Source organism: Lacicoccus kunmingensis DSM 17847 (assembly GCF_059568765.1).
This window is the reverse complement of the sequence record NZ_JCANUC010000001.1, coordinates 49,999-72,984: the sequence shown is the minus strand read 5'-3', so window position 1 is coordinate 72,984 and position 22,986 is coordinate 49,999. Positions and strand designations below refer to the sequence as shown.

Sequence of the window (22,986 nt, the reverse complement as noted above, 5' to 3'; positions counted from 1 at the left end):
ATTAACCCCTCGTCTCTTCTTTTGATTCTTTTGCTCTCAACTGTCCGCATGCAGCATCGATGTCCGTGCCCTGTTCACGTCGGACAGTTGCGTTCACACCCTGGTTGTTCAATGTTTCCAAAAAGTCGAAAATATCGTCGCGTTTTGTACGGACATAATTTCTTTCCGGTACATGGTTGACCGGAATCAGGTTCACGTGACATTTGATCCCTTTGATCAGTTCAGCCAGTCTGAGTGCATCTTCCTTTTGGTCGTTGACGCCGCCGAACAGGCCGTATTCAAATGAAATCCGCCGGTTCGTCTGCTGCTGGTAGTACTCCAGTGAATGGATCAGCTTGTCGATATCGAACGCTTTGTTGACCGGCATCAGTCTTGAACGCTGTTCGTTCGTCGGTGCGTGCAGGCTCACTGCAAAATTGATCTGTATATCCTCATCGGCAAAGTCGTAAATTCTCGGGACGATGCCGCTTGTCGATACGGTAATATGGCGCGCACCGATGTTCAGTCCGTCGTCATGGTTGATGATACGGATGAATTTCATCATTGGGTTATAGTTTTCAAACGGTTCGCCGATTCCCATGATGACAATGCTTGAAACCCTTTCGTCAGACTCGTCGAGCACTTTTTGAATCTGCACCACCTGCGAAACGATCTCGCCCGCTTCCAGGTTACGCTTCAGTCCGCCGAGTGTCGATGCACAAAATGTACAGCCGAGACGGCAGCCGACCTGTGTTGTTACACAGACAGAGTTGCCGTAGTCATGCCTCATCAGCACCGTTTCAATCGTATAGCCGTCTCTCAGTTTAAAGAGAAACTTCATCGTGCCGTCCTGGCTCTCCTGCTTGACGAGCGTTTCAAGCGGCTCGATGCTGAAGTGTTCATTTAATTTTTCACGCAATGCTTTCGGCAGGTTTTTCATCTCGTCGAAATTATCCACACGGTGGCCATAGAGCCATTCGAATACCTGGCTGCCCCGGTAATCGTCCTCGCCCCACTCCGACATCAGATCCGTCAGATCATCTTTTGACAGTGAGTAGATCGACGGTGTGTCGAATTCCGGCTGGAATAGGTCCTTGATTGGTTTTTGTGGTGGTCTTTTAATCATTTTTATACATCCTTTTTAAACCGAGCGATAAAGAAACCGTCGGTATTTAATTCATATGGTAATATTTGGCGGTAAGGGCCTGAGAAATCGAGCGCGGGAATATGAAAATCATCAAATTTAAAATTATCATTATTCTTCTTGAATGTATATGCCACATTTTCATTTTCCATCTGATGGATGGTACACGTCGCATAGATCAGTATCCCGCCCGGTTTCAGAAACTTTTTGACATGATCCAGTATGGACAATTGTAATTCTACTAGATTATCGATGTCATTGCTATTTCTTTCATATCTTATTTCAGGTTTTCTTTTAATGATGCCGAGCCCCGAGCACGGTGCATCGACGATGATCCGGTCATACATCTGCGGATAATCGTCTGACGTCGCATCCGCCTTGAACGTATCATAATTTTTTAAATGAAGTCTCTCTGCGTTGTGCGCTATCGTTTTGATCTTATGATCGTAAACATCACTCAAGTCGATATGCCCCGTCGCGAGCTTCTCTAAAGCATGGAGCCCTTTTCCGCCCGGTGCGCTGCAGGCATCGAGAATGACATCGTCCGCTGACGGCTCAAGCGCGGTATTCACAAACATCGAACTCACATCCTGAATGCTGAAACGCCCTTCCCTGTAGGCATCCGTATCCATAATGCCCGCGCCGGTGCTGACTGTGAGCGCATCCGGATGAATACCCGCCGGTCCCACTTCGTGGCCTTCTTCAGCAAGCAGTTCACACAAAGCTTCCGGATCCGTCAAGCTTGAATTGACCCGGATGTACATCTCAGGCCGCGTGCTCAGGCTTTTTGCTATCTGAGCCGCACCTTCCATCTTATAATGCGTTTTCCAATGTTCGATGATCCATGCCGGAATACTGGTCTCGATCGACAGCCGCTTCACCGGATTTTTAATCGACGCCGGATCCCTCAGCGGCTCCCGCATGAAATTTCTGAGTATCGCATTGGTGACATTTCCGGCCGGCGGACCGCCGTAATCTTTCGCAATCTCAACCGTCTCGTTAATGACCGCATACGCAGGCACACGGTCTAAAAACTGAATCTGGTACACCGCCATATTGAGCAGATGCCGGTTCCACTGCCTGACCTTTGTCTTATAAAACGGCTGCAGATAAAACTCCAGCGTCAGCCTGTTTGCAACGGTACCGTAGACGATTTCGGTAAATAAACCCTTGTCCTTTTCGGAAAGTTCTCCCGATGCCAATACGTCATCTATGACGATATTGCTGTATGCCTTGTCTTCCATAATATCCAAATAAGCCTCGAATGCGGCTTCTCTTACTGTCATATTCATCATCCTAACACTGTGCCGGTCAAATCCTGGCGGTTCCGGCCAAAATCATTTGCAGCTGTTTTTTTCTTGCCTGCAAGCTGGACTTCCGTAATGAGCACCGCTTCGTCCGCGGCCGCGACAGAAATGCCGTCTTCATCAATCGACAGTATTTCGCCTGCTTTCTTGTCCGTCTTTTCACCTGTCAGTTTTGCGCCGTAAATTTTCAACCTTTTATCTTCGAGCATCGTATAGGCGCCCGGAAACGGCGACAGCCCGCGTATATGATTGAACACTTCCACTGCAGATCTGTTGAAATCAAGCAGTTCGTCCGCTTTTGAGATGTTCGGGCTGTACGTCGCCTCCGCATGATTCTGTTCGGTCTTATTATTTCTGCCTTCAAAAATCGCAGGCAGCGTATCCAGCAGCAGTTCACTGCCGAGTACACTCAGTTTGTCATGCAGTATACCGGTGTCATCTTCGTCCTTAATGTCGATGGCCGACTGGGAGATGATATCCCCGCTGTCGAGACCTTCCGCCATATACATGATGGTGATGCCCGTCGTTTTTTCACCTGCGAGCAGCGCGTGATGAATCGGTGCACCGCCCCTGAATTTCGGCAGCAGTGATGCATGGACGTTGATCGCGCCGAACTTCGGCAGCTCAAGCAGTGCCTTTGAAAGAATCTGGCCGTACGCTGCGGTCACAATGATATCCGGTTCGACCGCTTTTAATACAGCAATCGCTGACGCATCTTTAATGTTATCCGGCTGGAACACTTTAATACCGAGCGTTTCAGCTGCGGCCGCAACTTTCGGCGGCGTCATGACACGTTTTCTGCCGACGGGCTTATCCGGCTGGCTGACCACAAGGTCCACGCCGTGTGCTTCATGTAAATCTTTTAAGATGGGCACCGAGAAATCCGGCGTCCCCATAAAAACAATATTGGGCATAATATCCTCCTACATAATATACTTCGGGTCTACATCTATCTTTAATGACAGTTTATCCTTTTTATACCGTTCATTATAGTATTCATTAATTTTGTGCAGCACATCGATCAGATTCGGTTCTGCTTTAAATTTCAGCAAAATCTGGAACCGGTACTGTTTATTGATCCGTTCAATCGGACTCGGTGACGGTCCGACGATGATCGCTTTGTCGGTCACACTGTCCACCAGTTCCTTATGGATATGCGTCGTTGCCTCCAGACACTTTCCGACCTGTTCATGAGAGACCGTAAAGAGCACGTGGAAATAATACGGTGAATAGCGCGCCAGTCTCCTGAACGCCATCTCTTTTTCATAAAACGCGCGGTAGTCGTTCGACTCCGCGAGCTCAATCGCATAATGCTCAGGATTATACGTCTGGAAGATGACTTCACCGGACAGTTCATGCCTGCCCGCTCTGCCTGCAACCTGCGTCAGCAGCTGATACGTCTTTTCATTCGCCCTGAAGTCCGGCAGGTTCAGCATCGTATCCGCGTTCAATACACCGACGAGCGTGACATTCGGATAATCCAGTCCTTTGGCAATCATCTGCGTGCCGAGGAGTATCGGAATCTTTTCACTTTCGAATGTATTCAGCAGTTTTTCATGCATGCCTTTTCTGCTCGTCGTATCATTGTCCATTCTGATGATGTCCACATTGAACATATCCCTTAAAGACTCTTCCACTTTTTCAGTTCCCGTGCCGCGGAAAGTGACATCGTCGCTGTCGCAGTTGTCACATTCACGCTTCACAGCATCTTCATATCCGCAGTAGTGACACAGCAGTGAATGCTGCATCTTATGGTACGTCAGCGAAATATCACAGTTTGGACAGTTCGGTACGTGGCCGCAGCTCTGACAGATCTGGAAATTGGCATAACCCCGGCGGTTGAGCAGAAGCACCGTCTGTTCGCCGCGCTCAATGCGGAGATTGATCGCCTCCCTGAGTGCTTCCGAGACGATCGAAGTGTTGCCCTTTCTGTGTTCGTCCGCCATATCCACAGTTTTTGTTTCCGGCAGTGTTTGAGTCACCGCACGATGATTCAGTTCGAGTCTTGTATATACCCCTCTTTCACTTCTTGCGAAACTTTCGAGTGACGGTGTCGCAGAGCCTAAAATCACCGGACAATTATAATATTTGCTCCGGTATTTCGCAACTTCCGTCGCATGATACATCGGCCGGTCCTGTTGCTTGTATGTCGTTTCGTGCTCTTCATCGACAATGATGACGCCGAGATGCTCAACAGGTGCAAACACACTGCTTCTTGCACCGACGACAACGCGCGCCTGCTGATTTTTCACTTTCAGCCATTCATCATATTTTTCACCGTGGGACAGCCCAGAGTGAAGCACCGCAACATCATCGCCGAAACGCGCTTTAAAACGGTTCACCATCTGCGGTGTGAGCGCGATTTCAGGCACCAGCATCAGAGCTGTGCGCCCTTTATCCAGCACCTTCTGAATGACCTGCAGATAAACTTCCGTCTTACCGCTTCCTGTCACCCCGTGAAGTAAAAAAGTTTCAGCTAGATCATGATCTACTGAATGGCTTATTTTATCGTATGCATTTTGCTGTTCAGCGTTCAATGCCTTCGGCAGGTCCTCTTCGAACACCCGGGATTTATAAGGGTCCCTTTCGCTCACGACATCGATCTTTTCAACGTAGCCCTTTTTGACCAGTTCGTTGATCGTGCCCTGGGTATAGCCGTTTTCAATCACTTCCGACTGAAGTACATGTTCATCATACTGCTCGATGAAATCAAGCAGTTCCAGCTGCTTGTACGCCCGGCCGAAGTCCCCCCGTGGAATAAAGGTCGCCTTCAGCGCGCGTGCATACTTCTTTTTTGTATGCTGCGATATGATGGTCTCTTCCTTCACTTCACCGGCGCGGATCAGCGGCTTCAATTCAGCGAGCACGGCCGCAGGCAGCGTTTTGACTTCGACTTCCGGCGGCAGATTCTTGCGCTCCCACGTCATTTCCGTCTCTTCTGTACTGTCTTCCGAAAGCGACAGCATCTTTTTAGATTTGCTTTTCAGCGCTGCCGGTAAAATCGTTTCTATTACAGAAATATATGACGTGACATAATAGTCTGCGAGATCCTTTGCGAGCTTTATCAGCTCTGCCGTCAGTACCGGTTTGACGTCCAGCGCACGGGTGATCGGTTTTATTTTCGAAGGGTCGTATTCGACTTCGTCTTTAATATCGATGACATACCCCTGAATCTGGCGGGGGCCGAACGGCACGAGCACTCTGTGGCCGACCGCGATGAAATCCGTCAGGCCGTCAGGGATTTTATATTCAAACACTTTGTTGACGTCGCTTGCCGACACGCTCACTATAATCGAGGCGAACATTATGAACGCCACCCGTAGTGATCGGTCAGATTTTGGACAATCTGGTTCGCAAGCTGCACTTTCGACGCTTTTTCCAAGTATTTTTCGGTGCCGTCACGGTACAGCATGGCCACTTCATTGTCATCGCTGTTCATGCCGATTTCAGGATTGGATACATCATTCATGATGATGCAGTCGGCATTTTTCTCCTCGAGCTTTTTCAGTGCATAATTTTTCACATCATCCGTTTCCGCCGCGAAACCGACGACTGTCATATCTTCATTATTATGACCGACATACTTTAAAATATCGGTCGTCTTTTTCATTTCAATGACCAGATTGTCACTGTCCGCCGTCTTTTTCATCTTGCCTTCAGAATAACTGACGGGTGTATAATCGCTGACCGCTGCAGAAAATACGCCGATATCCGCATCCATATGCGCCTTGACACGGCCGAACATATCTTCCGTCGAAACGACATCGATGGTTTCCACGCCGTTTGGCGGCGTGAGTGACACCGGACCGCTGACGAGCACGACTTCCGCCCCGAGCCCCTTGAAGCTGCTGGCGAGGCTGTAGCCCATCTTGCCGCTCGAATGGTTCGTCACATAGCGGATCGGGTCGAGCGATTCTCTCGTCGGTCCCGCTGTAATCAGCACCTTTTTGCCTGTTAGCGGCTTATCGTCCCTGCTGCCGAGGAAATCTTCGATATAGCCCATAATATCCGGAACGTTTGCCATACGGCCTTTGGCGTTGTAGCCGCACGCTAAAAACCCGGATTCCGCATCCAGCACCTGATAGCCTTCTTCCAGCAGCTGTTCGATATTACGCTGGACTGCCGGCTGTTCGTACATATGCACATTCATCGCCGGTGCGAGCATGACAGGTTTCGTATTCGCTGCAAGCACGTTCAAAAGCATATTGTCGTATATGCCGCATGCGAGCTTGCTGATTGTATTGGCAGATACCGGTGCAACGATGATGAGGTCCGCCCACTCCCCGATATTGATGTGGGAGATGACTGACGGATCCTCTTCTTTGAAAGTATCCGTATATACATGATTTCTGCCGATTGCCTGAAAGGCGAGCGGTGTAATGAACTCTCCCGCATTATCTGTCAGAACCACTTTGACTTCGTGGCCGTTCTGAATCAATTTACTCGTTAAATCCACAGCTTTATATGCTGCGATACTACCGGTCACACCGATGACAATATTCGCCATTATAAATTCACCCCAATTTTAAAAAAAGCTGACAATACTTTGTCAGCTACTTTTGTACCTTTACTTTATTTTCAGCAATCTCTTCGAATGCCATGCCTACTGTTTTAAAGGATTTATAGTTTTCGAGAATCGTTCTGTCCGGATAGTCCTGTAATTCTCTTGCGCGTTTTGCTGCCAGAGTCACTACAAGATACTTCGAGTCCACGTTCTTTTTCAATTCATGAGCCGATGGGTATAACATTAATTATTGACCTCCAATAATAACTTTCTTAGTTTTGATTCTACGCGTGCACGTCTCATATGTGATGCTTCGACTATACATTGTACACGCCGTTTTGCCTGTTGTACATCATCATTGATGACTACATAGTCGTAAAGGTTCATCAGGCTGAGTTCCCGTTTCGCCTCTTCGATGCGGTGTCTGATGACTTCCATCGAATCCGTGCCGCGGCCAATCAGGCGCTCTTCCAGCTGTGCGAGGTTCGGCGGTGCAAGAAAGATGAACAATGCTTCCGGGAACCTCTCCCGTACCTGCTTGGCACCTTCCACTTCTATTTCCAAAAATACGTCGTGTCCTTTTTCCATCGTTTCCACTACATAATCAACTGGTGTACCATAGTAGTTGCCTACATATTGTGCATGCTCTATAAATTTGTCCTGCTCTATGAGAGATTCAAATTCTTCTCTTGTTTTAAAAAAGTAATCAACACCATCTACTTCGCCTTCGCGCATTTTGCGGGTCGTCATTGAAATTGAATACTTGAATCCTGTATCAGGATCGTCGAATATAGCTTTTCTCACCGTACCTTTACCAACGCCGGAAGGGCCTGAAAGTACGATTAGAAGTCCTTTGTCTGAAGTCATAGCGAGTTACCTTTCTTTTTCGTGATTATCTCTTAATGTATCATAAATGAAGGCATAATTCATCTTAAAATGTATTGAATAGTAATAGTTCATGTTAAAATATTTTAGTAGCATATATAAGGAGGAACAAAAATGGCATTTGATGGTAATTTTGTTCATGCACTGTGTGATGAACTCGAGATGATACAGTCAGGCAAGATAAATAAAATACAGCAGATGGATGATACATCATTGATTTTTAAAATCCGCAGCAGAGGTAAAAACCACCAGCTGCTGATCAGTGCACACCCGATGTATGCGCGTTTTCACCTGACAGACCATAAATATGAATTTCCATTCGAACCGCCGATGTTTTCACGCGTACTCAGAAAACATATCGAAGGCGGCATTATAGATTCGATTCACCAGGTCGGCAACGACCGGCAGGTCCACATTAAAATAAACGCCAAAAATGAAATCGGTGATGACATCACCCGCATTCTCATTTTGGAAATCATGGGGAAACATTCCAATATCATTATAACAGATACAAACTATAGGATTATTGAAGGCATCAAGCATCTGACGCCGAATAATAACGTCCGCACAATCATGCCCGGTTTCCAATATGAACAGCCGCCGACGGACAAAAAGCTGAATCCGAGGACGGACGAACTGAATGAACTGCCGAAACACCTGGATTTCAACAGCGGTAAGATCAACCGCCAGATTTTGAAGGCCACAGAAGGCTTCAGCCCTTTATTTATAAAAGAAGTGGCGCATCAGGCGGGACACCTGACGATGCAGAACATCGTCCTGAGCATACAACAGACTCTTAAAAAGGCGGAGGACATTACACCAGTCTTATATAAAAAGGATAAGGATGTCTTTTACTTTACGAAGCTTGAACATATGGAAGGCACACCGGTCGTCTATGAATCATTGAGTGCGCTGCTTGATGACTACTATCACAACCGTTTCCAAAATAATCTGATCCGCCAGAAGGCACAGGATTATGTCCATGTCATCGACCGGGAATATGAACGTGTCGAAAGGAAAATCGACAAGCTGAAAGAGGACTTGAAGGAAGCGGAAGCGAAGGATGAGTACCAGAAGTACGGAGAGCTCATTACGGCGTACATGCATGAAATCAAACGGTATGATAAGGAAGCGGTCGTCTTCGACTACTATACTGATGAAGAAATCACGATTCCGCTCGATCCGGAAATCGCGCCGAACGACAATGCCCAACGGTACTACCGTAAATACAACAAATTGAAAGTCCGCGAAACGACTGCGCGTGACCAGCTTGAAAAAGCCTATTCGGACCGGGAGTATTTCCTGAATCTGCTGCATCAGATGGATGCGATTACGACTTCGGATGAAGTGGAAGAGATTAGGGAAGAACTCGTCGAGGAAGGCATTTTGAAATTCAAAAGTTCGAATAAGAAGAAAAAGAAGAATAAAATCCAGCTGCATGAATTTAAGACCTCGAACGGCCTGACGGTGCTGGTCGGCAAAAATAATAAGCAGAACGATTATTTGACGTCGAAGAAAGCACAGAACAACCATCTGTGGTTCCACACGAAAGACATTCCGGGATCGCATGTCGTCATTACACACGCCCCGAATGAAATAGAAGATGATGATATTTTGGAAGCGGCGATGATTGCGGCGTTCCATTCGAAAGCGGGCAGTTCCGAATCGGTCCCTGTGGATTATACTGATATTAAGTACGTCCACAAAATTTCAGGGGCAAAACCCGGTTTTGTCACATATACGGATCAGAAAACAGTTTTTGTTACCCCGGTTGAAAGCGAAGTTGATAAGATGAAAGTGACCAAGTAGATGAGGTGATAGGATTGTCAAAAAATATTTGGGAAGAACATATTGAAAACAGTCTCATAACAGAAAATATGTATAGGGCTGAAAATGATGTCGAGCATGAAGATGCTTTTATTTCCGACCTTAAATTCGGTACGGCCGGCATCCGCGGGAAAATCGGTCTCGGACCGAACCGTCTGAACAGATACACCGTTGAACGCGTCGCGCTCGGACTCGCCGGGTCCATGAATGAAAACGGGCAGGATGTTGCCGTCATCGGCTATGACATCAGGCACCTGTCGAGGGAGTTTTCGGAAACGATCGCTTCCGTGCTCGTGAAGAATGGCGTGAAAGTTTATTTGTCTGAAGGTTATATTACAACCCCGGAGCTGTCCTTCTTCACAAGAAGCCATGAAGCGGATTTTGGCATCATGATTACCGCGAGTCATAATCCGCCTGAATATAACGGCATAAAAGTGTACGGTTCGGATGGTGCTCAGATTACAGACGTGCCGGCGGATGAACTCAGCAGCAAAATAAACGCCATCGATGATTTCTTCAATATCGGCTCCATCGATTTTGATGAGGCACTGGCTGAAGGATGGGTTGAACACATTGATTATGCGCACTATGAAAAGTATCAGCAGAAGGTCAAGGATTTGTCCGGCAATATCCCTGAGTCGGATCTGCAGGTCGTATTTTCAAGCCTGCACGGGACTGCCCTGCCGCTTACGCAGTATCTTCTTGAAGCGCTCGGTTTCAATAACCTGACGCTCGTTGATAAGGAATGTGAAGCGGACAGTGATTTTTCCAATGTGACGAGTGCCAACCCGGAAGATACGGATGCATTTACCGGTGCCAGAGCACTCGGTAAAGATAAAAATGCCGACCTGCTCATAGCAACCGATCCGGATGCGGACAGAATCGGCATCGAAGTGCTGCATGACGGTGAATATGTTCATCTGAACGGCAACCAACTCGGCGCAATTCTTTTGTATGACCGTCTGAAAGAGACTGAATTTAAAAAAAAACCGGTGGTTGTAAAGTCTGTTGTAACCAGTGACTTGAGTAAAAAGATTGCTGAGAAATTCGGTGCAGAGGTCATCGAAGTATTGACCGGATTCAAATATATCGGTCAGGTCGCTTTGGAGCTTGAAGAAGATGAGGATCGGGAATTCGCTTTCGGTTACGAGGAAAGCTACGGCTACCTCCTCAGCGACTTCGTCCGTGATAAGGACGCCATCCAGATTGTCCCGGCCATCGTCAAACTGGCGAGCGGACTTAAAAATGACGGTAATACGCTCATCGACTACCTGAACAATATTTATGATGCGTTCGGCCGCAGGATGGAAAAGATGATCAGCCATAAATTTGAAGGTACCGAAGGCAAGGAGAAAATTGCCGAAATTATGGACCAGTTCAGAAGAAACACGCCGACAGAAATCGAAGGACGCAAAGTCATCTGTGTCGAAGACTTTCATTACGGTGACAGACGACTCGCTACAGGAGAGATGGAAGCCATCGATCTGCCGAAAGCGGATGTCATCAAAATCCATTTCGAAGACGGCTGGATTGCACTCAGACCATCCGGCACCGAACCGAAAATCAAACTGTATGTATCCTTGGATTCCAATCACATCAATGAAGAAGCGAAAATCATCAATGATATGATGTTCGGTGTCTGATTAATTAGTGCGGGGCTCCCGACGACGGTGTGTTAACTCTCCATCAATTATTTAATATCACACAAAATATCATATATTTCACCCCATCCCATCATCCGGATGGGTTTTTTTATTCGCAAGAAGTGGTATGGATAATTAAAAGCGGTGATAATATATGAAAATCTATACAATCGGTCATTCGGACCACACAAAAGATGAATTTCTGAAAATGCTCCATCATGCGGAAATAAAATCCATTGCAGATGTGCGTGCTTTTCCTTACAGCAGGAAGCATCCGCAATTTAACGGTGACGAATTGGAAGAGTGGCTGAAAGAAGAGGATATAGCATATGAACATTTTCCGCAGCTCGGCGGCAGACGCGGCACGTCATCCATAGTCGGTCCTACACTTAATGACGGCTGGGACAATGATTCTTTTCATAATTATGCGGATTACACTTTGTCCAATGAATTCCAATCCGGTATAAAACAGCTTACGAAAAAGGCAAAGAATCAGAATGTCGCCTATATGTGCTCCGAGAGCCACCCCGCCAGATGCCACCGGCTGATCATCAGCAACTGGCTCGCAGCACACGGTCATGATGTCTGCCACATCATCCACCGAGCAAAAGGTGTTGAACTGAATGCCCATGAACTCGGGAGGTGGGGCGCGATGCCGATTATCGAAAAAGACCAGACCGTGGTCTATCCTGAACTAGAGAGGTGAGTTTTATTTCTAATGAAAGTAAAAAAGCATGGATCAGTATGATTGTACCGGTGATATTTTTAGTTTTTATAATTTTGATCCCTTATCCTGAATCGTGGGGATTTATTTTGAGATTTGTAATCACTCTCATCCCATTTCTGGTCATTCAATATTATTTAAGTGAATTTTTAAATAAAAAGTTCCCAACTTACAGGGATGGCCGGGACGATTTAAAAAACCCGTAAAAAAAACGTGGACACCCAACCAGGGGTATCCACGTTTTTCAATTTAAAGATTATCTCTGAACTGGACGACTTCTTTCCGCTCTTCTTCAGTCAGCAGACTTTCTCTTATACTGACATCCAAGAGCGCATCAAGATCGGACAGTGTTTCATATTTAAATCCCGATGATTCAAAATTATCATGTGCTTTCTCGAGCTGGTAGCTGAAGATGGCGAGTACAATTTCCACTTCAGCGCCCTCCTCCCTTAAAATCTCAGCCGCTTCAATGCTTGAACCGCCTGTAGATATCAAGTCCTCGATCAGCACGACTTTCTTGCCTTTTACAGAAGCACCTTCAATCAGTCTGCCGGTGCCGTGTTTCTTTTTACTGCCGCGGACGTAGCTCATCGGCAGATCCATCGCATCACTGATGAATGCCGCGTGCGGAATGCCTGCAGTGGAAGTCCCTGCAATCACTTCAGCGTCCGGCGAAATTTCTTCAATCTTTTCAACAAAATATTGCACAATATCTTTTCTCGCATCGACATTGCCGATAATCTGTCTGTTATCACAGTAGATCGGTGAAATGATGCCGCTCGCCCATGTAAACGGGTCATCCGGCTGGATTTTCACAGCACCGATATTCAGCAATGCTTTGGCGACATTCTCACTACTCACTTGCAGTTCCCTCCCACAGTGCTTTGATTCTTTTGTATTTCTCTGCGGGATTATCATCCTGCGTAATTGAACGGCCGACAACGATATAATCCGACTTCATGTCTCTCGCGTCCACCGGTGTTACGACTCTCACCTGGTCGTCTTTGGAATCTTCCGGAAGACGGATACCCGGTGTGACAGTCAGAAATTCAGGTCCCAGTTTTTCATGAATAATTTCAGATTCGAGCGGAGAAGATACGACGCCGTCGAGTCCTGCTTCTTTAGCAAGTGTTGCATAATGGACAACACTGTCAGTTAGGGAGAGTACAGTCTGCTGCTCTTTTTGTACCATTTCATCACTCATTGATGTGAGCTGGGTGACAGCGATCAGCTTGCCGTCCGGGTTGCCATCCTTGAATGACTCCGCCGCACGTTTCATCATCGCAGTACCGCCCTGGGCATGGACATTCGTCATCTGTATATCCAGCTTGCCGAGACTTTCCATCGATTTCCCGACAGTGTTCGGAATATCATACAGCTTCAGATCCAAAAATATGTCGTGCCCCATTTGACGAATTTCTTCGACCACTTTAGGTCCATTCGATAAATAAAGTTCCATTCCCACTTTGACGAATAATTTCTCATCAAATTGACCTAAAAAATCTTTCATTGTGTCAAACTCTCGAAAATCAAGTGCAATAATTGGTACGTTCATAATAATTTCCCCCTATTTTCTTATGAATATGCTCTGCCTTTCAAATCATGGATATGATCCAGGCCGAGACTTTCCACCCGCTTTTCCAAGTCATCAATCAGTGTCGGACAAATATACGGGTCGGTAAAATTCAACGTCCCCACCGCGACCGCATCCGCGCCGACTGATAAGTAATCAAAAATATCATCCACTGTTGCAATGCCACCCATTCCGATTATCGGGATATCCGCCAAATGCTGTCTGATCTGGTAGATCATGTTGAGAGATACAGGCTTGATGGCCGGTCCGCTAAGCCCGCCGGTAATGTTCGCCAAAATCGGTTTCCCGAATTTATCCAGACGCATTCCAACAAGCGTATTGATCATCGTCAGACCATCCGCTATATCTCCGACACTGTTGGCCATATCCACAATATTAGTGACATTTGGTGATAGTTTAACATAAACTGGCACTTCAGATACATTTTTTACTTCATAAGTGAGTTCTCTCGCCGTTTCCGGGTCCGTACCGAACTGGATGCCGCCCTCTTTTACGTTCGGACATGAAATATTCAGCTCCAGTGCATTGACGTTCGGCGCAGCGGAAATCTTTTTTGCGACACTCACGTAATCTTCTATCTTCGTACCTGCCACATTCGCAATGATCGGCACATCATACTGCTCAAGAAACTTGAGTTCATATTCGATGATGTGATCCACACCCGGATTCTGCAGGCCGATGGCGTTCAGCATGCCGCTCGCAGTTTCAGCAACCCTTGGTGTTTTATTTCCCTTGCGTTCTTCTTCCGTCGCCGCCTTGATCATGATGGCGCCGAGCTTCGACAGATCATACAGCCTGGAAAATTCCTCACCGAAACTGAAGCAGCCGGATGCCGGCATGACCGGATTTTTCAAGTCCAGGCCGGGAAGCTGTATGTTCAGTTTTGAATTTGTCATAGTACAACCGCCCCTTTCCTGAATACCGGGCCGTCAGTGCAGACTTTCGCCTGTGTGCCGTCCTGCCGGTCGCAGACGCATGCATAGCACACGCCGAAACCGCAGCCCATTCTTTCTTCCAGTGACACGTAACCGTCGATATCCAGCTCATCGCTGACCGCTTTCAGCATCACTTTCGGACCGCATGCATAAAAACGGTCAAATTCACCGTTCAGATTTCTCGTCACATCCGTGACGAACCCTTCCGTGCCGTGACTCCCATCCGCAGTCGCAATAAAGGTCTCCCCTAAAGCTTTGAATTTCTCTTCATAAAATATATCCTTCGCCGAGTTGAAACCGAGGACATGGGTCGTCTTCACACCGATGCCGTTCAGCTGTTTGGAAAGCTCATAGAGCGGCGGGACACCGATGCCCCCGCCGACGATGAGTACATGCCCGCTTTTTTCAACCGGATAGCCGTTGCCGAGCGGTGATAATATATCGATGCTGTCGCCCGCTTTAAATTCCGTGAACTTCCTCGTGCCATCCCCGTCTGCTCTATAAGTGATCGTGAACTGGGACTTTTCAACATTGATATCTGAAATCGAAATCGGTCTGCGCAGTACATTCGATGTATCATTGCTCACTCTGATGTGCACAAACTGACCCGGCGTTTTCATGCTTTCTGTAATATCCCCTTGGAGCACCATTTCATAAATTTTATCAGCGATATTGGCTTGAGAAACGACGGTCATTATATTTTTCATATGCCCACCTACATTTCATTCATATTAAATGTCATGCTTTCAATGACTTCGATCAGCGTTCTCGCTGTATCCAGCGACGTCAGACAAGGTACGCCGTTCTCGACGGATTCACGGCGGATTCTGAAGCCGTCACGTTCAACTTCTTTACCTTTTGTCATCGTGTTCACTACAATCTGGACGTTGCCGTTTTGGATGGAACGGAGCAGTGTATTGTCGCCTTCGCCGATCTTATCCACTATGACGACCGGAATGCCGTCCTTTTTAAGTGCTTCCGCGGTACCGCTTGTCGATAAGATTCGGTACCCGCACTGTGAAAATCTTTTCGCAAGTTCAACCGCTTCTTCCTTATCCTTATCCGCAATCGTAAAGAGTGCAGTCCCGTGGTCTTTGACATCCAGACCACTGGCAACGAGACTCTTATACAGCGCCTTGTTCAATGTATCGTCCTTACCCATGACTTCCCCGGTCGATTTCATTTCCGGTCCGAGAGTGATATCAACGTTTTTCAGTTTGGAGAAACTGAATACCGGTGCCTTAACATAGTAGCCGTCTTTATCCGGCTGCAGTCCGAGAGGGAATTCACTGTCCGCAAGTTTCCTGCCGAGAATGGCATGCATGGCGAGCCTTGCCATCGGCACTTCGGTTATCTTGCTTAAAAACGGTACAGTACGGCTCGATCTCGGGTTTACTTCGAGGACGAATATCCCCTTTTTCGATAAGACGAACTGGATGTTGATGATACCGATGATATTCAGACCTTTCGCAAGTCTCTCCGTATAATCAACCAGCGTATCAATTTCTTCCTGGGACAGGTTTACCGGCGGATACACTGCCATGGAATCCCCGGAGTGGACACCCGCTCTTTCGATATGTTCCATGATGCCCGGGATGATGACATTCTCTCCGTCACAGATTGCGTCCACTTCGATTTCCTTACCTGTCAAATAGCTATCAATCAGAACAGGATGCTCAGGTGACGCTTTAACGGCATTTCTCATATAGTTTTTCAGTTCCGACTCGTCATAGACGATTTCCATTGCACGGCCGCCGAGAACATAACTCGGACGGACAAGGACAGGGAAGCCGATATGACGGGCATTCTGAAGCGCTTCCTCTTCATTCGTCGCAGTCTTACCATGCGGCTGCGGGACTTTTATTTCCTGAAGCAGTGCTTCAAAACGTTTTCTGTCCTCGGCACGGTCGATATCGTCAAGGCTTGTACCTAAAATCTGCACGCCGTGTTCAGATAATCTGTCTGCCAGGTTGATTGCAGTCTGACCGCCGAACTGGACGACGACACCTTTCGGATTTTCATTATGGACGATATTCATGACGTCTTCATGCGTGAGCGGCTCAAAGTATAATTTATCCGAAATTGAGAAATCGGTCGATACCGTTTCCGGGTTGTTGTTGACGATGATTGCCTCGTAACCCGCCTCCTGTATGGCCCATACCGCATGTACCGTTGCATAGTCGAACTCGATACCCTGTCCGATGCGGATCGGTCCGCTTCCGAGTACAAGGATCTTTTCCTTATCGCTCTGCAATGATTCATTTTCCGTTTCATACGTGCCGTAGAAGTAAGGCGTATTCGATTCAAATTCAGCCGCACATGTGTCGACCATCTTGTAGACCGGCATGATGCCCTGTTCTTTTCTGATTTTGAATACTTCATCTTCCGACATTTCCCAGCGGTGTCCGATGACACGGTCACTGAAGCCGAATGTCTTCGCCCATTTCAAATGTTCGATGCTGCCGGCATTTTCTTTCAGTTCTCTTTCAATATCGATGATATGTTTGAACTTATTCAGGAAGTAAAAGTCAATTTTCGTCCAGGCATGAATTTCTTCCAGTGTCACTTCACGACGGATCGCTTCCCCGATAAAGAACAGCCTCTCATCGCTCTGGGCTTTTATTGAATGGACGATATAATCCAGAGTAAAATCATCACCGTTTGGAAGACCAAGATGATGTACCCCGTACTCCAGTGAACGGATCGCTTTCAACAATGATTCCTCGTAGGTGCGTCCGATTGCCATCACTTCGCCCGTCGCTTTCATCTGGGTACCGAGTGTACGCTCACCCTTGTCGAATTTATCAAACGGAAAGCGGGGAATTTTAGAAACAACGTAATCAAGTGCCGGTTCAAATGCTGCATAGCTTGAATTCGTCACAGGATTGATCATTTCGTCCAGAGTCATGCCGACTGCGATTTTCGCAGCAAGTTTGGCGATCGGGTAGCCCGTCGCTTTTGAAGCCAGCGCACTTGAGCGCGATACTCTCGGATTCACTTCTATGATGTAGTAGTCGAACGAGTCCGGATCCAGAGCAAGCTGGACGTTACAGCCGCCTTCAATTTCAAGCTCTTTAATAATGTTCAAAGATACATTTCTCAACATCTGATGCTCTTTATCTGTCAGTGTCTGGCTCGGTGCAACAACGATTGAATCTCCTGTATGTATGCCGACAGGATCGATATTTTCCATGTTGCACACAACGATTGCATTGTCATTAGAATCTCTCATCACTTCATATTCGATCTCTTTGAATCCGGCAATCGATTTTTCCAATAAACACTGGCTGACCGGTGAATATTTCAGGCCGTTCGCAACAATTTCCTTCAGGTCATCTTCGTTATAGCAAATGCCTCCTCCGGTACCGCCCATTGTAAATGCCGGACGGACGATAAAAGGATAGCCTGTCTTTTCGACAAAATCATACGCTTCGTCAATCGTGTTGATGATGTCGGACTCCGGTACCGGAACTTCCATATCATTCATAAGATTTCGGAACATATCCCTGTCTTCCGCCTGTTTGATAGAATCCAATTTTGTGCCGAGCAGTTCCACTTCATTTTCACGAAGCACGCCTAAACGGTCCAGTTCCACAGCCATATTCAAACCGACCTGCCCACCGAGTGTCGGCAGCAGCGCATCCGGCTGTTCCTTACGTATGATGCGGCTTATGAAATCCGGTGTCAACGGTTCGATATAAACTACATCCGCAATCTCCTGATCGGTCATGATCGTTGCCGGATTCGAGTTGACCAGAATCACTCTGTATCCTTCCTCTTTCAATGCCAGGCATGCCTGTGTGCCCGCATAATCAAACTCTGCTGCCTGTCCGATGATGATCGGACCGCTTCCTATGACAAGTATTGTTTTAATATCATTACGTTTAGGCATTCGATTGTCCTCCTTCTGCCTTCATCATTTCGATAAACTGATCAAATAAGTAAGATGCATCATGCGGGCCTGCCGCAGCTTCAGGGTGATACTGCACACTGAAAACCGGTTCACTTCTATGCCTGATACCTTCAACAGAATTATCATTGATAGCGATATGCGTGATTTCAAAATCCGTATCTTTCAAACTGTCCTCATCAATTGCATATCCGTGATTTTGAGTCGTAATTTCCACTTTGTTTGTTGATAAATTTTTCACTGGCTGATTTGCACCGCGATGGCCGAATTTCATTTTATAGGAACTGGCACCGCCTGCGAGTGCGATGAGCTGGTGACCGAGACAAATACCGAAAATTGGTATTTGTCCGATCAGATTCCTAATCGTTTCAACCGCTTCTGTCACATCCGCGGGGTCTCCCGGACCGTTTGACAGCATGACACCGTCAGGCTTCAACTGCAGTATGCGTTCACTCGTTGAATCATGAGGCAGTACTGTGACGTCGCAGCCGCGCTGGTTTAATGAACGGACAATATTTTCTTTCTTGCCGAAGTCGAGCAGTGCAACCCTAGGGCCGGTACCCGTTGAAATATAAGGCGTATTTGTAGAAACGCGTTTCACCTGATCACGCGCGAATTCCATTGCCCTGATTGCTTCAACCGTTTTTGCATGGTCGGATGAATCAGTGATTTCAGCTTTCATCACGCCTGAATTACGAATTTTCTTTGTAATGCTTCTTGTATCCACACCGCTGATGCCGACGATGTCATTTCTTTTTAAAAATCCATCTAAATTTTCAGTTGATCTGAAGTTTGAAGGGTGCTCAATCGCTTCTCTGACAACAACACCGCGTGCTGTCGGCAGTAATGATTCACTGTCTTCTGTATTGAATCCCGCGCTGCCTATAAGCGGGTAACTGAAAGTGATGATCTGATCCGTATATGAATTGTCGCTGATGATTTCCTGAATGCCGGTCATTGATGTATTGAATACGACCTCTCCCGGACATTCACCGTCCGCGCCAAGTTTATATCCTTCGTACACAGTACCGTCTTCCAAAACTAAATATCTTTTGTCATTTAACATTACTGTCCCTCCGCCTGATATTTGATTTCTCCGCCTGCCACCGTCAGATAAATATCCGATGTCAGCGGCTCGCCGTCAAATGGTGTATTCTTTGATTTTGATAAAAATGCTTCTTTATCGAGCGTATATTCTTTTTCAAGGTCGATGACCGTAATATCCGCATCATTTCCCGGCAATAAAACACCACCGTCCATATTGAAGACTTCCGCCGGTTTGACCGTCATCCAGTCCACCAGCTGCTGCAGTGTGAACACGCCCGTCTTAACGAGTTTCGTGTAACACAGCTGGAATGCATTTTCTATACCCACTATGCCAAACGGTGCGGTTTCAATGCCGACTTCCTTTTCAGAATCCTGATGCGGTGCGTGGTCCGTCGCGATAAAATCAAGCGTGCCATCAAGCAGCCCTTCGATCAGCGCCTCGCGGTCGTCTGAACCTCTGAGCGGCGGGTTCATCTTGAAATTCGGATCTTTATCCGTAATATCATTTTCATCCAGTACTAGATGGTGCGGCGTCACTTCGCCTGTGACGCGGATGCCTGCACGCTTAGCGTCACGGATGACACGCACACTTTCCTTCGTCGACACATGGCACACATGATAGTGGCAGTCTGCTGCCTCGGCAAGCAGTACGTCCCTTGCGATCTGAACCGACTCAGTCACTGCAGGGATACCCGGAATGCCGAGTTTCGCGCTCGTCCTGCCATCGTGAACCGCCCCGCCGCGGATAAGTGTATTTTCTTCTGTATGCGCAACAATCGCCATATCAAGTTTGGCCGCATTCTCCATCGCACGCAGCATCATGTCAGCACTCTGTACGCCGACACCGTCATCGGTAAATGCGAATGCGCCGGATTTTTTCAAACCTTCAAAGTCAGCAAGTGCCTCACCTTTCAGACCTTCCGTAATTGAAGCATACGGTCGCACCTTTATATGCGCCTCCCGTTCAATAATGTTATTCAAGCTTCCGAGCCGCTCTACCGTATCGATGATCGGGTTCGTGTTCGGCATCGGTGAGATGGATGTAAAGCCGCCTCTAGCCGCAGCCTTCGTACCGGACTCGACCGTTTCCTTATGTTCGAAACCAGGTTCTCTTAAGTGCACATGAACATCGATCAGACCCGGCGTGACGAGCTTGCCTTTCAAATCGATGACTTCACCAGAACCTGCATCGAGGTTCGTGCCGAGTGCCTTTATTTTTCCCGCTTCGATTAAAACGTCCTGTTCAACAAACTCATTATTGTGCAGTACAACACCATTTTTTAATAACATTATTGTCTCTCCTTTAAAATGTTTTCCAAAATACTCATGCGCATAAATACACCGTTTTCCATCTGGCTGAAAATCCTGCTCTTATCCGCCTCGACCAGTTCGGACGATATTTCCACGTCCCGGTTCATCGGCGCGGGATGCATGATGATCGCATCCTCTTTCATCTTTTCATAACGTTCCATATTGAGTCCGTACTCTTGATTGTACCCTTCTTTTGAAAATGTCATCTGGACGAAGTGCCGTTCATGCTGCACCCGGAGAAGCATGATGACATCACACGTCTCAATCGCCTCATCGAAATCCATATAAGCATTTTCATATCCCGGATTCTGCCAGTCTTCAGGCCCGGAGAAATAAACGTCTGCCCCCAGGCGGGTGAGCGCCTGGAAATTGCTGTGGGCAACTCTCGAGTGGAAAATATCTCCCGATATTACGACTTTCAATCCTTCGAATCGTCCGAAGTTTTCATATATCGTCATCAGGTCCAGGAGGCATTGCGTCGGGTGTGAACCGCTGCCGTCGCCGCCATTGACGATCGGTACATTAATGTTTTCCAGTGTATCGAAATAGCGGTTGTCGCCGTGCCGTATGACCAGCACGTCTGCGCCGATCGCTTCGAGTGTCCTGCATGTATCATAAAGACTTTCGCCTTTCTGGACGGAACTTGTATCTGCATCGAAAGGTATCGCATGTATGCCCAGTTTGAACTCGGCCATTTCAAAACTCAGCCGTGTCCGCGTCGAGTTTTCAAAAAACAAGTTGACGACGGTTTTATCCCGGAACTTTTCCGGCATTTCCCCTTGTTTAAAAGTCAGTGCACGTTTAATCAGTGTCATGATTTCAGAGTCGGTCAGCGACTCCACTGTCAGCAAATCATTCATTAACCGCTTCCTCCTTTGGTAATACTGCATTTAATACGATACCTGCAAGTGCCGCGAGCGCCATGCCTTCCAGGTTGAATGGAATATCTCCGATCATGAAATCCAGATGCGCCTTGCCGATTCCTATCACAAGGATGACCGATGCAATGACGAGGTTCCTTTTATTATCCAGATCAATCTGTGCGTCAATCAGTATTCTGAGTCCGCTTGCCGCGATGATGCCGAAAAGCAGTATCGACACCCCGCCCATGACAGGCGACGGTATCGACTGGACAAGCGCTGTAAACTTGCCGACAAATCCGAGGATGACCGCGAATACCGCAGCGCCGCCGATGACCCATATGCTGAACACTCTTGTAATTGCCAGCACACCGATGTTCTCGCCGTAAGTCGTTGTCGGTGGACCGCCGATCAACCCCGCGAACATTGTCGCCGCCCCGTCACCGATGAGTGACCGGTGCAGACCCGGCTTCTTGAAGAAGTCCCGGCCGACAATCTTGTTGATGACGACCTGGTGGCCGATATGCTCGGACACTGTCACGAAAACAATCGGCAGCATGACGATGAACAGTCCGACGTTGATGCTCGGTTCGTATGAGACGAGCGGCAGATGGACATCCGGCAGAACGAACCAGCCTGTCTCTTTTATCTGCGTGAAATCCACCACTCCAAAAAGCGTTGCCGTAATGTAGCCGCCGACAATCCCGATCAGTATCGGAATGAGTGACAGCACGCCTTTAAGGAAAACCGAAGCCCCGATTGTAATCAGCAGTGTGATGACTGCGATTGCGATGAAGGTCAGACTGTATCCTTCCTGGTTGCCTGAGTCCGTGTACATCGCCATGTCGACCGCGACCGGGGCAAGCCCGAGGCCGATGACCATGATGACCGGTCCGACGACGATCGGCGGCAGCAGACTGATGAGCCAGTTGGTTCCGAATAACTTTATGATGAGGCCGATCACGACGTACAGTATGCCGCTGAAGAACAGCGCGGTCAGCACCTCACCCAATGTGTTCGCACCGAGTGCGATCGTGATCGGCAGGATGAAGGCGAAGCTTGAGCCGAGATATGCCGGAATCTGCCCTTTCGTGATCCATATGTAAAGCAGCGTCCCGATACCGCTCGCAATGAGCGCGGCACTGACCGGAAGTCCCGTCAGAAATGGTACAAGCACCGTCGCACCGAACATTGCAAACAGGTGCTGCGAACTTAACAGCGCCCACTGTGACCATTTAGGTTTCTCATGAACATCGAGCCTCGGTTCGAAGCTTCTTTTGTAAAGACTGTCTGTAGGTAGTTTCTCTCTCATGATT

General features: G+C 47.5%; 19 protein-coding genes. 3 read left to right on the top strand and 16 right to left on the bottom strand.

Annotated elements, in window-relative coordinates; all coding sequences use genetic code 11:
* Position 1: 1 nt before the first annotated feature.
* The 7 genes from rlmN to gmk are packed head-to-tail and all read right to left on the bottom strand — an operon-like array spanning position 2 to position 7,801.
* Positions 2–1,105, bottom strand: a complete 1,104-nt coding sequence (rlmN, locus tag BO48_RS00355; protein ID WP_496365455.1) for a dual-specificity RNA methyltransferase RlmN — start codon at positions 1,103–1,105, stop codon at positions 2–4.
* 2 nt (positions 1,106–1,107) lie between these two features.
* Entirely contained in the window at positions 1,108–2,409 is a 1,302-nt protein-coding gene (gene rsmB / locus BO48_RS00350; RefSeq protein WP_496365454.1) for a 16S rRNA (cytosine(967)-C(5))-methyltransferase RsmB, read from the bottom strand.
* A gap of 5 nt (positions 2,410–2,414) precedes the next feature.
* Positions 2,415–3,344, bottom strand: a complete 930-nt coding sequence (gene fmt, locus BO48_RS00345; RefSeq protein WP_496365453.1) for a methionyl-tRNA formyltransferase — start codon at positions 3,342–3,344, stop codon at positions 2,415–2,417.
* Between the two features lie 9 nt (positions 3,345–3,353).
* Positions 3,354–5,735 carry a primosomal protein N' gene (gene priA / locus BO48_RS00340; protein ID WP_496365452.1) on the bottom strand — a complete coding sequence of 794 codons (2,382 nt, stop codon included), beginning with the start codon at positions 5,733–5,735 and terminating at the stop codon, positions 3,354–3,356.
* Positions 5,735–6,937 carry a bifunctional phosphopantothenoylcysteine decarboxylase/phosphopantothenate--cysteine ligase CoaBC gene (coaBC, locus tag BO48_RS00335; protein ID WP_496365451.1) on the bottom strand — a complete coding sequence of 401 codons (1,203 nt, stop codon included), beginning with the start codon at positions 6,935–6,937 and terminating at the stop codon, positions 5,735–5,737. The genes priA and coaBC overlap by 1 nt, the downstream gene beginning before the upstream one ends.
* 46 nt (positions 6,938–6,983) lie before the next feature.
* On the bottom strand, positions 6,984–7,178 hold the full coding sequence (rpoZ, locus tag BO48_RS00330; protein WP_496365450.1) for a DNA-directed RNA polymerase subunit omega: 195 nt from the start codon (positions 7,176–7,178) through the stop codon (positions 6,984–6,986).
* Complete coding sequence (gmk, locus tag BO48_RS00325) at positions 7,178–7,801, bottom strand: guanylate kinase (RefSeq protein WP_496365449.1); 624 nt, start codon at positions 7,799–7,801, stop codon at positions 7,178–7,180. The genes rpoZ and gmk overlap by 1 nt, the downstream gene beginning before the upstream one ends.
* Before the next feature lie 132 nt (positions 7,802–7,933).
* On the opposite strand from gmk, the gene BO48_RS00320 reads away from it, so the two are divergent.
* The 3 genes from BO48_RS00320 (at position 7,934) to BO48_RS00310 (ending at position 11,995) form a co-directional block, all read left to right on the top strand.
* Positions 7,934–9,628, top strand: coding sequence for an Rqc2 family fibronectin-binding protein (locus BO48_RS00320; protein WP_496365448.1), 1,695 nt, complete (start codon positions 7,934–7,936; stop codon positions 9,626–9,628).
* A 14-nt stretch (positions 9,629–9,642) separates the two neighbouring features.
* Positions 9,643–11,289, top strand: coding sequence for a phospho-sugar mutase (locus BO48_RS00315; RefSeq protein WP_496365447.1), 1,647 nt, complete (start codon positions 9,643–9,645; stop codon positions 11,287–11,289).
* A 154-nt stretch (positions 11,290–11,443) separates the two neighbouring features.
* Positions 11,444–11,995, top strand: coding sequence for a DUF488 domain-containing protein (locus tag BO48_RS00310; RefSeq protein ID WP_496365446.1), 552 nt, complete (start codon positions 11,444–11,446; stop codon positions 11,993–11,995).
* Between the two features lie 267 nt (positions 11,996–12,262).
* Here BO48_RS00310 and pyrE read toward each other — a convergent pair whose 3' ends face one another.
* The 9 genes from pyrE to BO48_RS00265 are packed head-to-tail and all read right to left on the bottom strand — an operon-like array spanning position 12,263 to position 22,982.
* On the bottom strand, positions 12,263–12,874 hold the full coding sequence (gene pyrE, locus BO48_RS00305) for an orotate phosphoribosyltransferase (RefSeq protein WP_496365445.1): 612 nt from the start codon (positions 12,872–12,874) through the stop codon (positions 12,263–12,265).
* The gene (gene pyrF / locus BO48_RS00300; RefSeq protein ID WP_496365816.1) at positions 12,867–13,571 is read right to left on the bottom strand and encodes an orotidine-5'-phosphate decarboxylase; all 705 of its coding nucleotides are present in this window, start codon (positions 13,569–13,571) and stop codon (positions 12,867–12,869) included. Before pyrF ends, pyrE begins: the two co-directional genes overlap by 8 nt.
* A 17-nt stretch (positions 13,572–13,588) precedes the next feature.
* The gene (locus BO48_RS00295; protein WP_496365444.1) at positions 13,589–14,503 is read right to left on the bottom strand and encodes a dihydroorotate dehydrogenase; all 915 of its coding nucleotides are present in this window, start codon (positions 14,501–14,503) and stop codon (positions 13,589–13,591) included.
* Positions 14,500–15,249, bottom strand: coding sequence for a dihydroorotate dehydrogenase electron transfer subunit (locus BO48_RS00290; RefSeq protein ID WP_496365443.1), 750 nt, complete (start codon positions 15,247–15,249; stop codon positions 14,500–14,502). The genes BO48_RS00295 and BO48_RS00290 overlap by 4 nt, the downstream gene beginning before the upstream one ends.
* 8 nt (positions 15,250–15,257) lie before the next feature.
* Positions 15,258–18,434 (bottom strand): carbamoyl-phosphate synthase large subunit, encoded by a 3,177-nt coding sequence (gene carB, locus BO48_RS00285; RefSeq protein WP_496365442.1) that lies wholly within the window; start codon positions 18,432–18,434, stop codon positions 15,258–15,260.
* A complete protein-coding gene (locus tag BO48_RS00280) occupies positions 18,427–19,518 on the bottom strand; it encodes a carbamoyl phosphate synthase small subunit (protein WP_496365441.1) in 1,092 nt (363 codons plus the stop codon). The genes carB and BO48_RS00280 overlap by 8 nt, the downstream gene beginning before the upstream one ends.
* The gene (pyrC, locus tag BO48_RS00275) at positions 19,518–20,789 is read right to left on the bottom strand and encodes a dihydroorotase (RefSeq protein WP_496365440.1); all 1,272 of its coding nucleotides are present in this window, start codon (positions 20,787–20,789) and stop codon (positions 19,518–19,520) included. The genes BO48_RS00280 and pyrC overlap by 1 nt, the downstream gene beginning before the upstream one ends.
* Complete coding sequence (locus BO48_RS00270; protein WP_496365439.1) at positions 20,789–21,670, bottom strand: aspartate carbamoyltransferase catalytic subunit; 882 nt, start codon at positions 21,668–21,670, stop codon at positions 20,789–20,791. The genes pyrC and BO48_RS00270 overlap by 1 nt, the downstream gene beginning before the upstream one ends.
* Positions 21,663–22,982, bottom strand: coding sequence for a uracil-xanthine permease family protein (locus BO48_RS00265; RefSeq protein ID WP_496365438.1), 1,320 nt, complete (start codon positions 22,980–22,982; stop codon positions 21,663–21,665). Before BO48_RS00265 ends, BO48_RS00270 begins: the two co-directional genes overlap by 8 nt.
* Positions 22,983–22,986: the final 4 nt, after the last annotated feature.

Coding starts and splice junctions, on each gene's coding strand:
- rlmN (WP_496365455.1), bottom strand. CDS start 1,105: ATGATTAAAAGACCACCACAAAAACCAATCAAGGACCTATTCCAGCCG.
- rsmB (WP_496365454.1), bottom strand. CDS start 2,409: ATGACAGTAAGAGAAGCCGCATTCGAGGCTTATTTGGATATTATGGAA.
- fmt (WP_496365453.1), bottom strand. CDS start 3,344: ATGCCCAATATTGTTTTTATGGGGACGCCGGATTTCTCGGTGCCCATC.
- priA (WP_496365452.1), bottom strand. CDS start 5,735: ATGTTCGCCTCGATTATAGTGAGCGTGTCGGCAAGCGACGTCAACAAA.
- coaBC (WP_496365451.1), bottom strand. CDS start 6,937: ATGGCGAATATTGTCATCGGTGTGACCGGTAGTATCGCAGCATATAAA.
- rpoZ (WP_496365450.1), bottom strand. CDS start 7,178: ATGTTATACCCATCGGCTCATGAATTGAAAAAGAACGTGGACTCGAAG.
- gmk (WP_496365449.1), bottom strand. CDS start 7,801: ATGACTTCAGACAAAGGACTTCTAATCGTACTTTCAGGCCCTTCCGGC.
- BO48_RS00320 (WP_496365448.1), top strand. CDS start 7,934: ATGGCATTTGATGGTAATTTTGTTCATGCACTGTGTGATGAACTCGAG.
- BO48_RS00310 (WP_496365446.1), top strand. CDS start 11,444: ATGAAAATCTATACAATCGGTCATTCGGACCACACAAAAGATGAATTT.
- BO48_RS00295 (WP_496365444.1), bottom strand. CDS start 14,503: ATGACAAATTCAAAACTGAACATACAGCTTCCCGGCCTGGACTTGAAA.
- BO48_RS00290 (WP_496365443.1), bottom strand. CDS start 15,249: ATGAAAAATATAATGACCGTCGTTTCTCAAGCCAATATCGCTGATAAA.
- carB (WP_496365442.1), bottom strand. CDS start 18,434: ATGCCTAAACGTAATGATATTAAAACAATACTTGTCATAGGAAGCGGT.
- BO48_RS00280 (WP_496365441.1), bottom strand. CDS start 19,518: ATGTTAAATGACAAAAGATATTTAGTTTTGGAAGACGGTACTGTGTAC.
- pyrC (WP_496365440.1), bottom strand. CDS start 20,789: ATGTTATTAAAAAATGGTGTTGTACTGCACAATAATGAGTTTGTTGAA.
- BO48_RS00270 (WP_496365439.1), bottom strand. CDS start 21,670: ATGAATGATTTGCTGACAGTGGAGTCGCTGACCGACTCTGAAATCATG.
- BO48_RS00265 (WP_496365438.1), bottom strand. CDS start 22,982: ATGAGAGAGAAACTACCTACAGACAGTCTTTACAAAAGAAGCTTCGAA.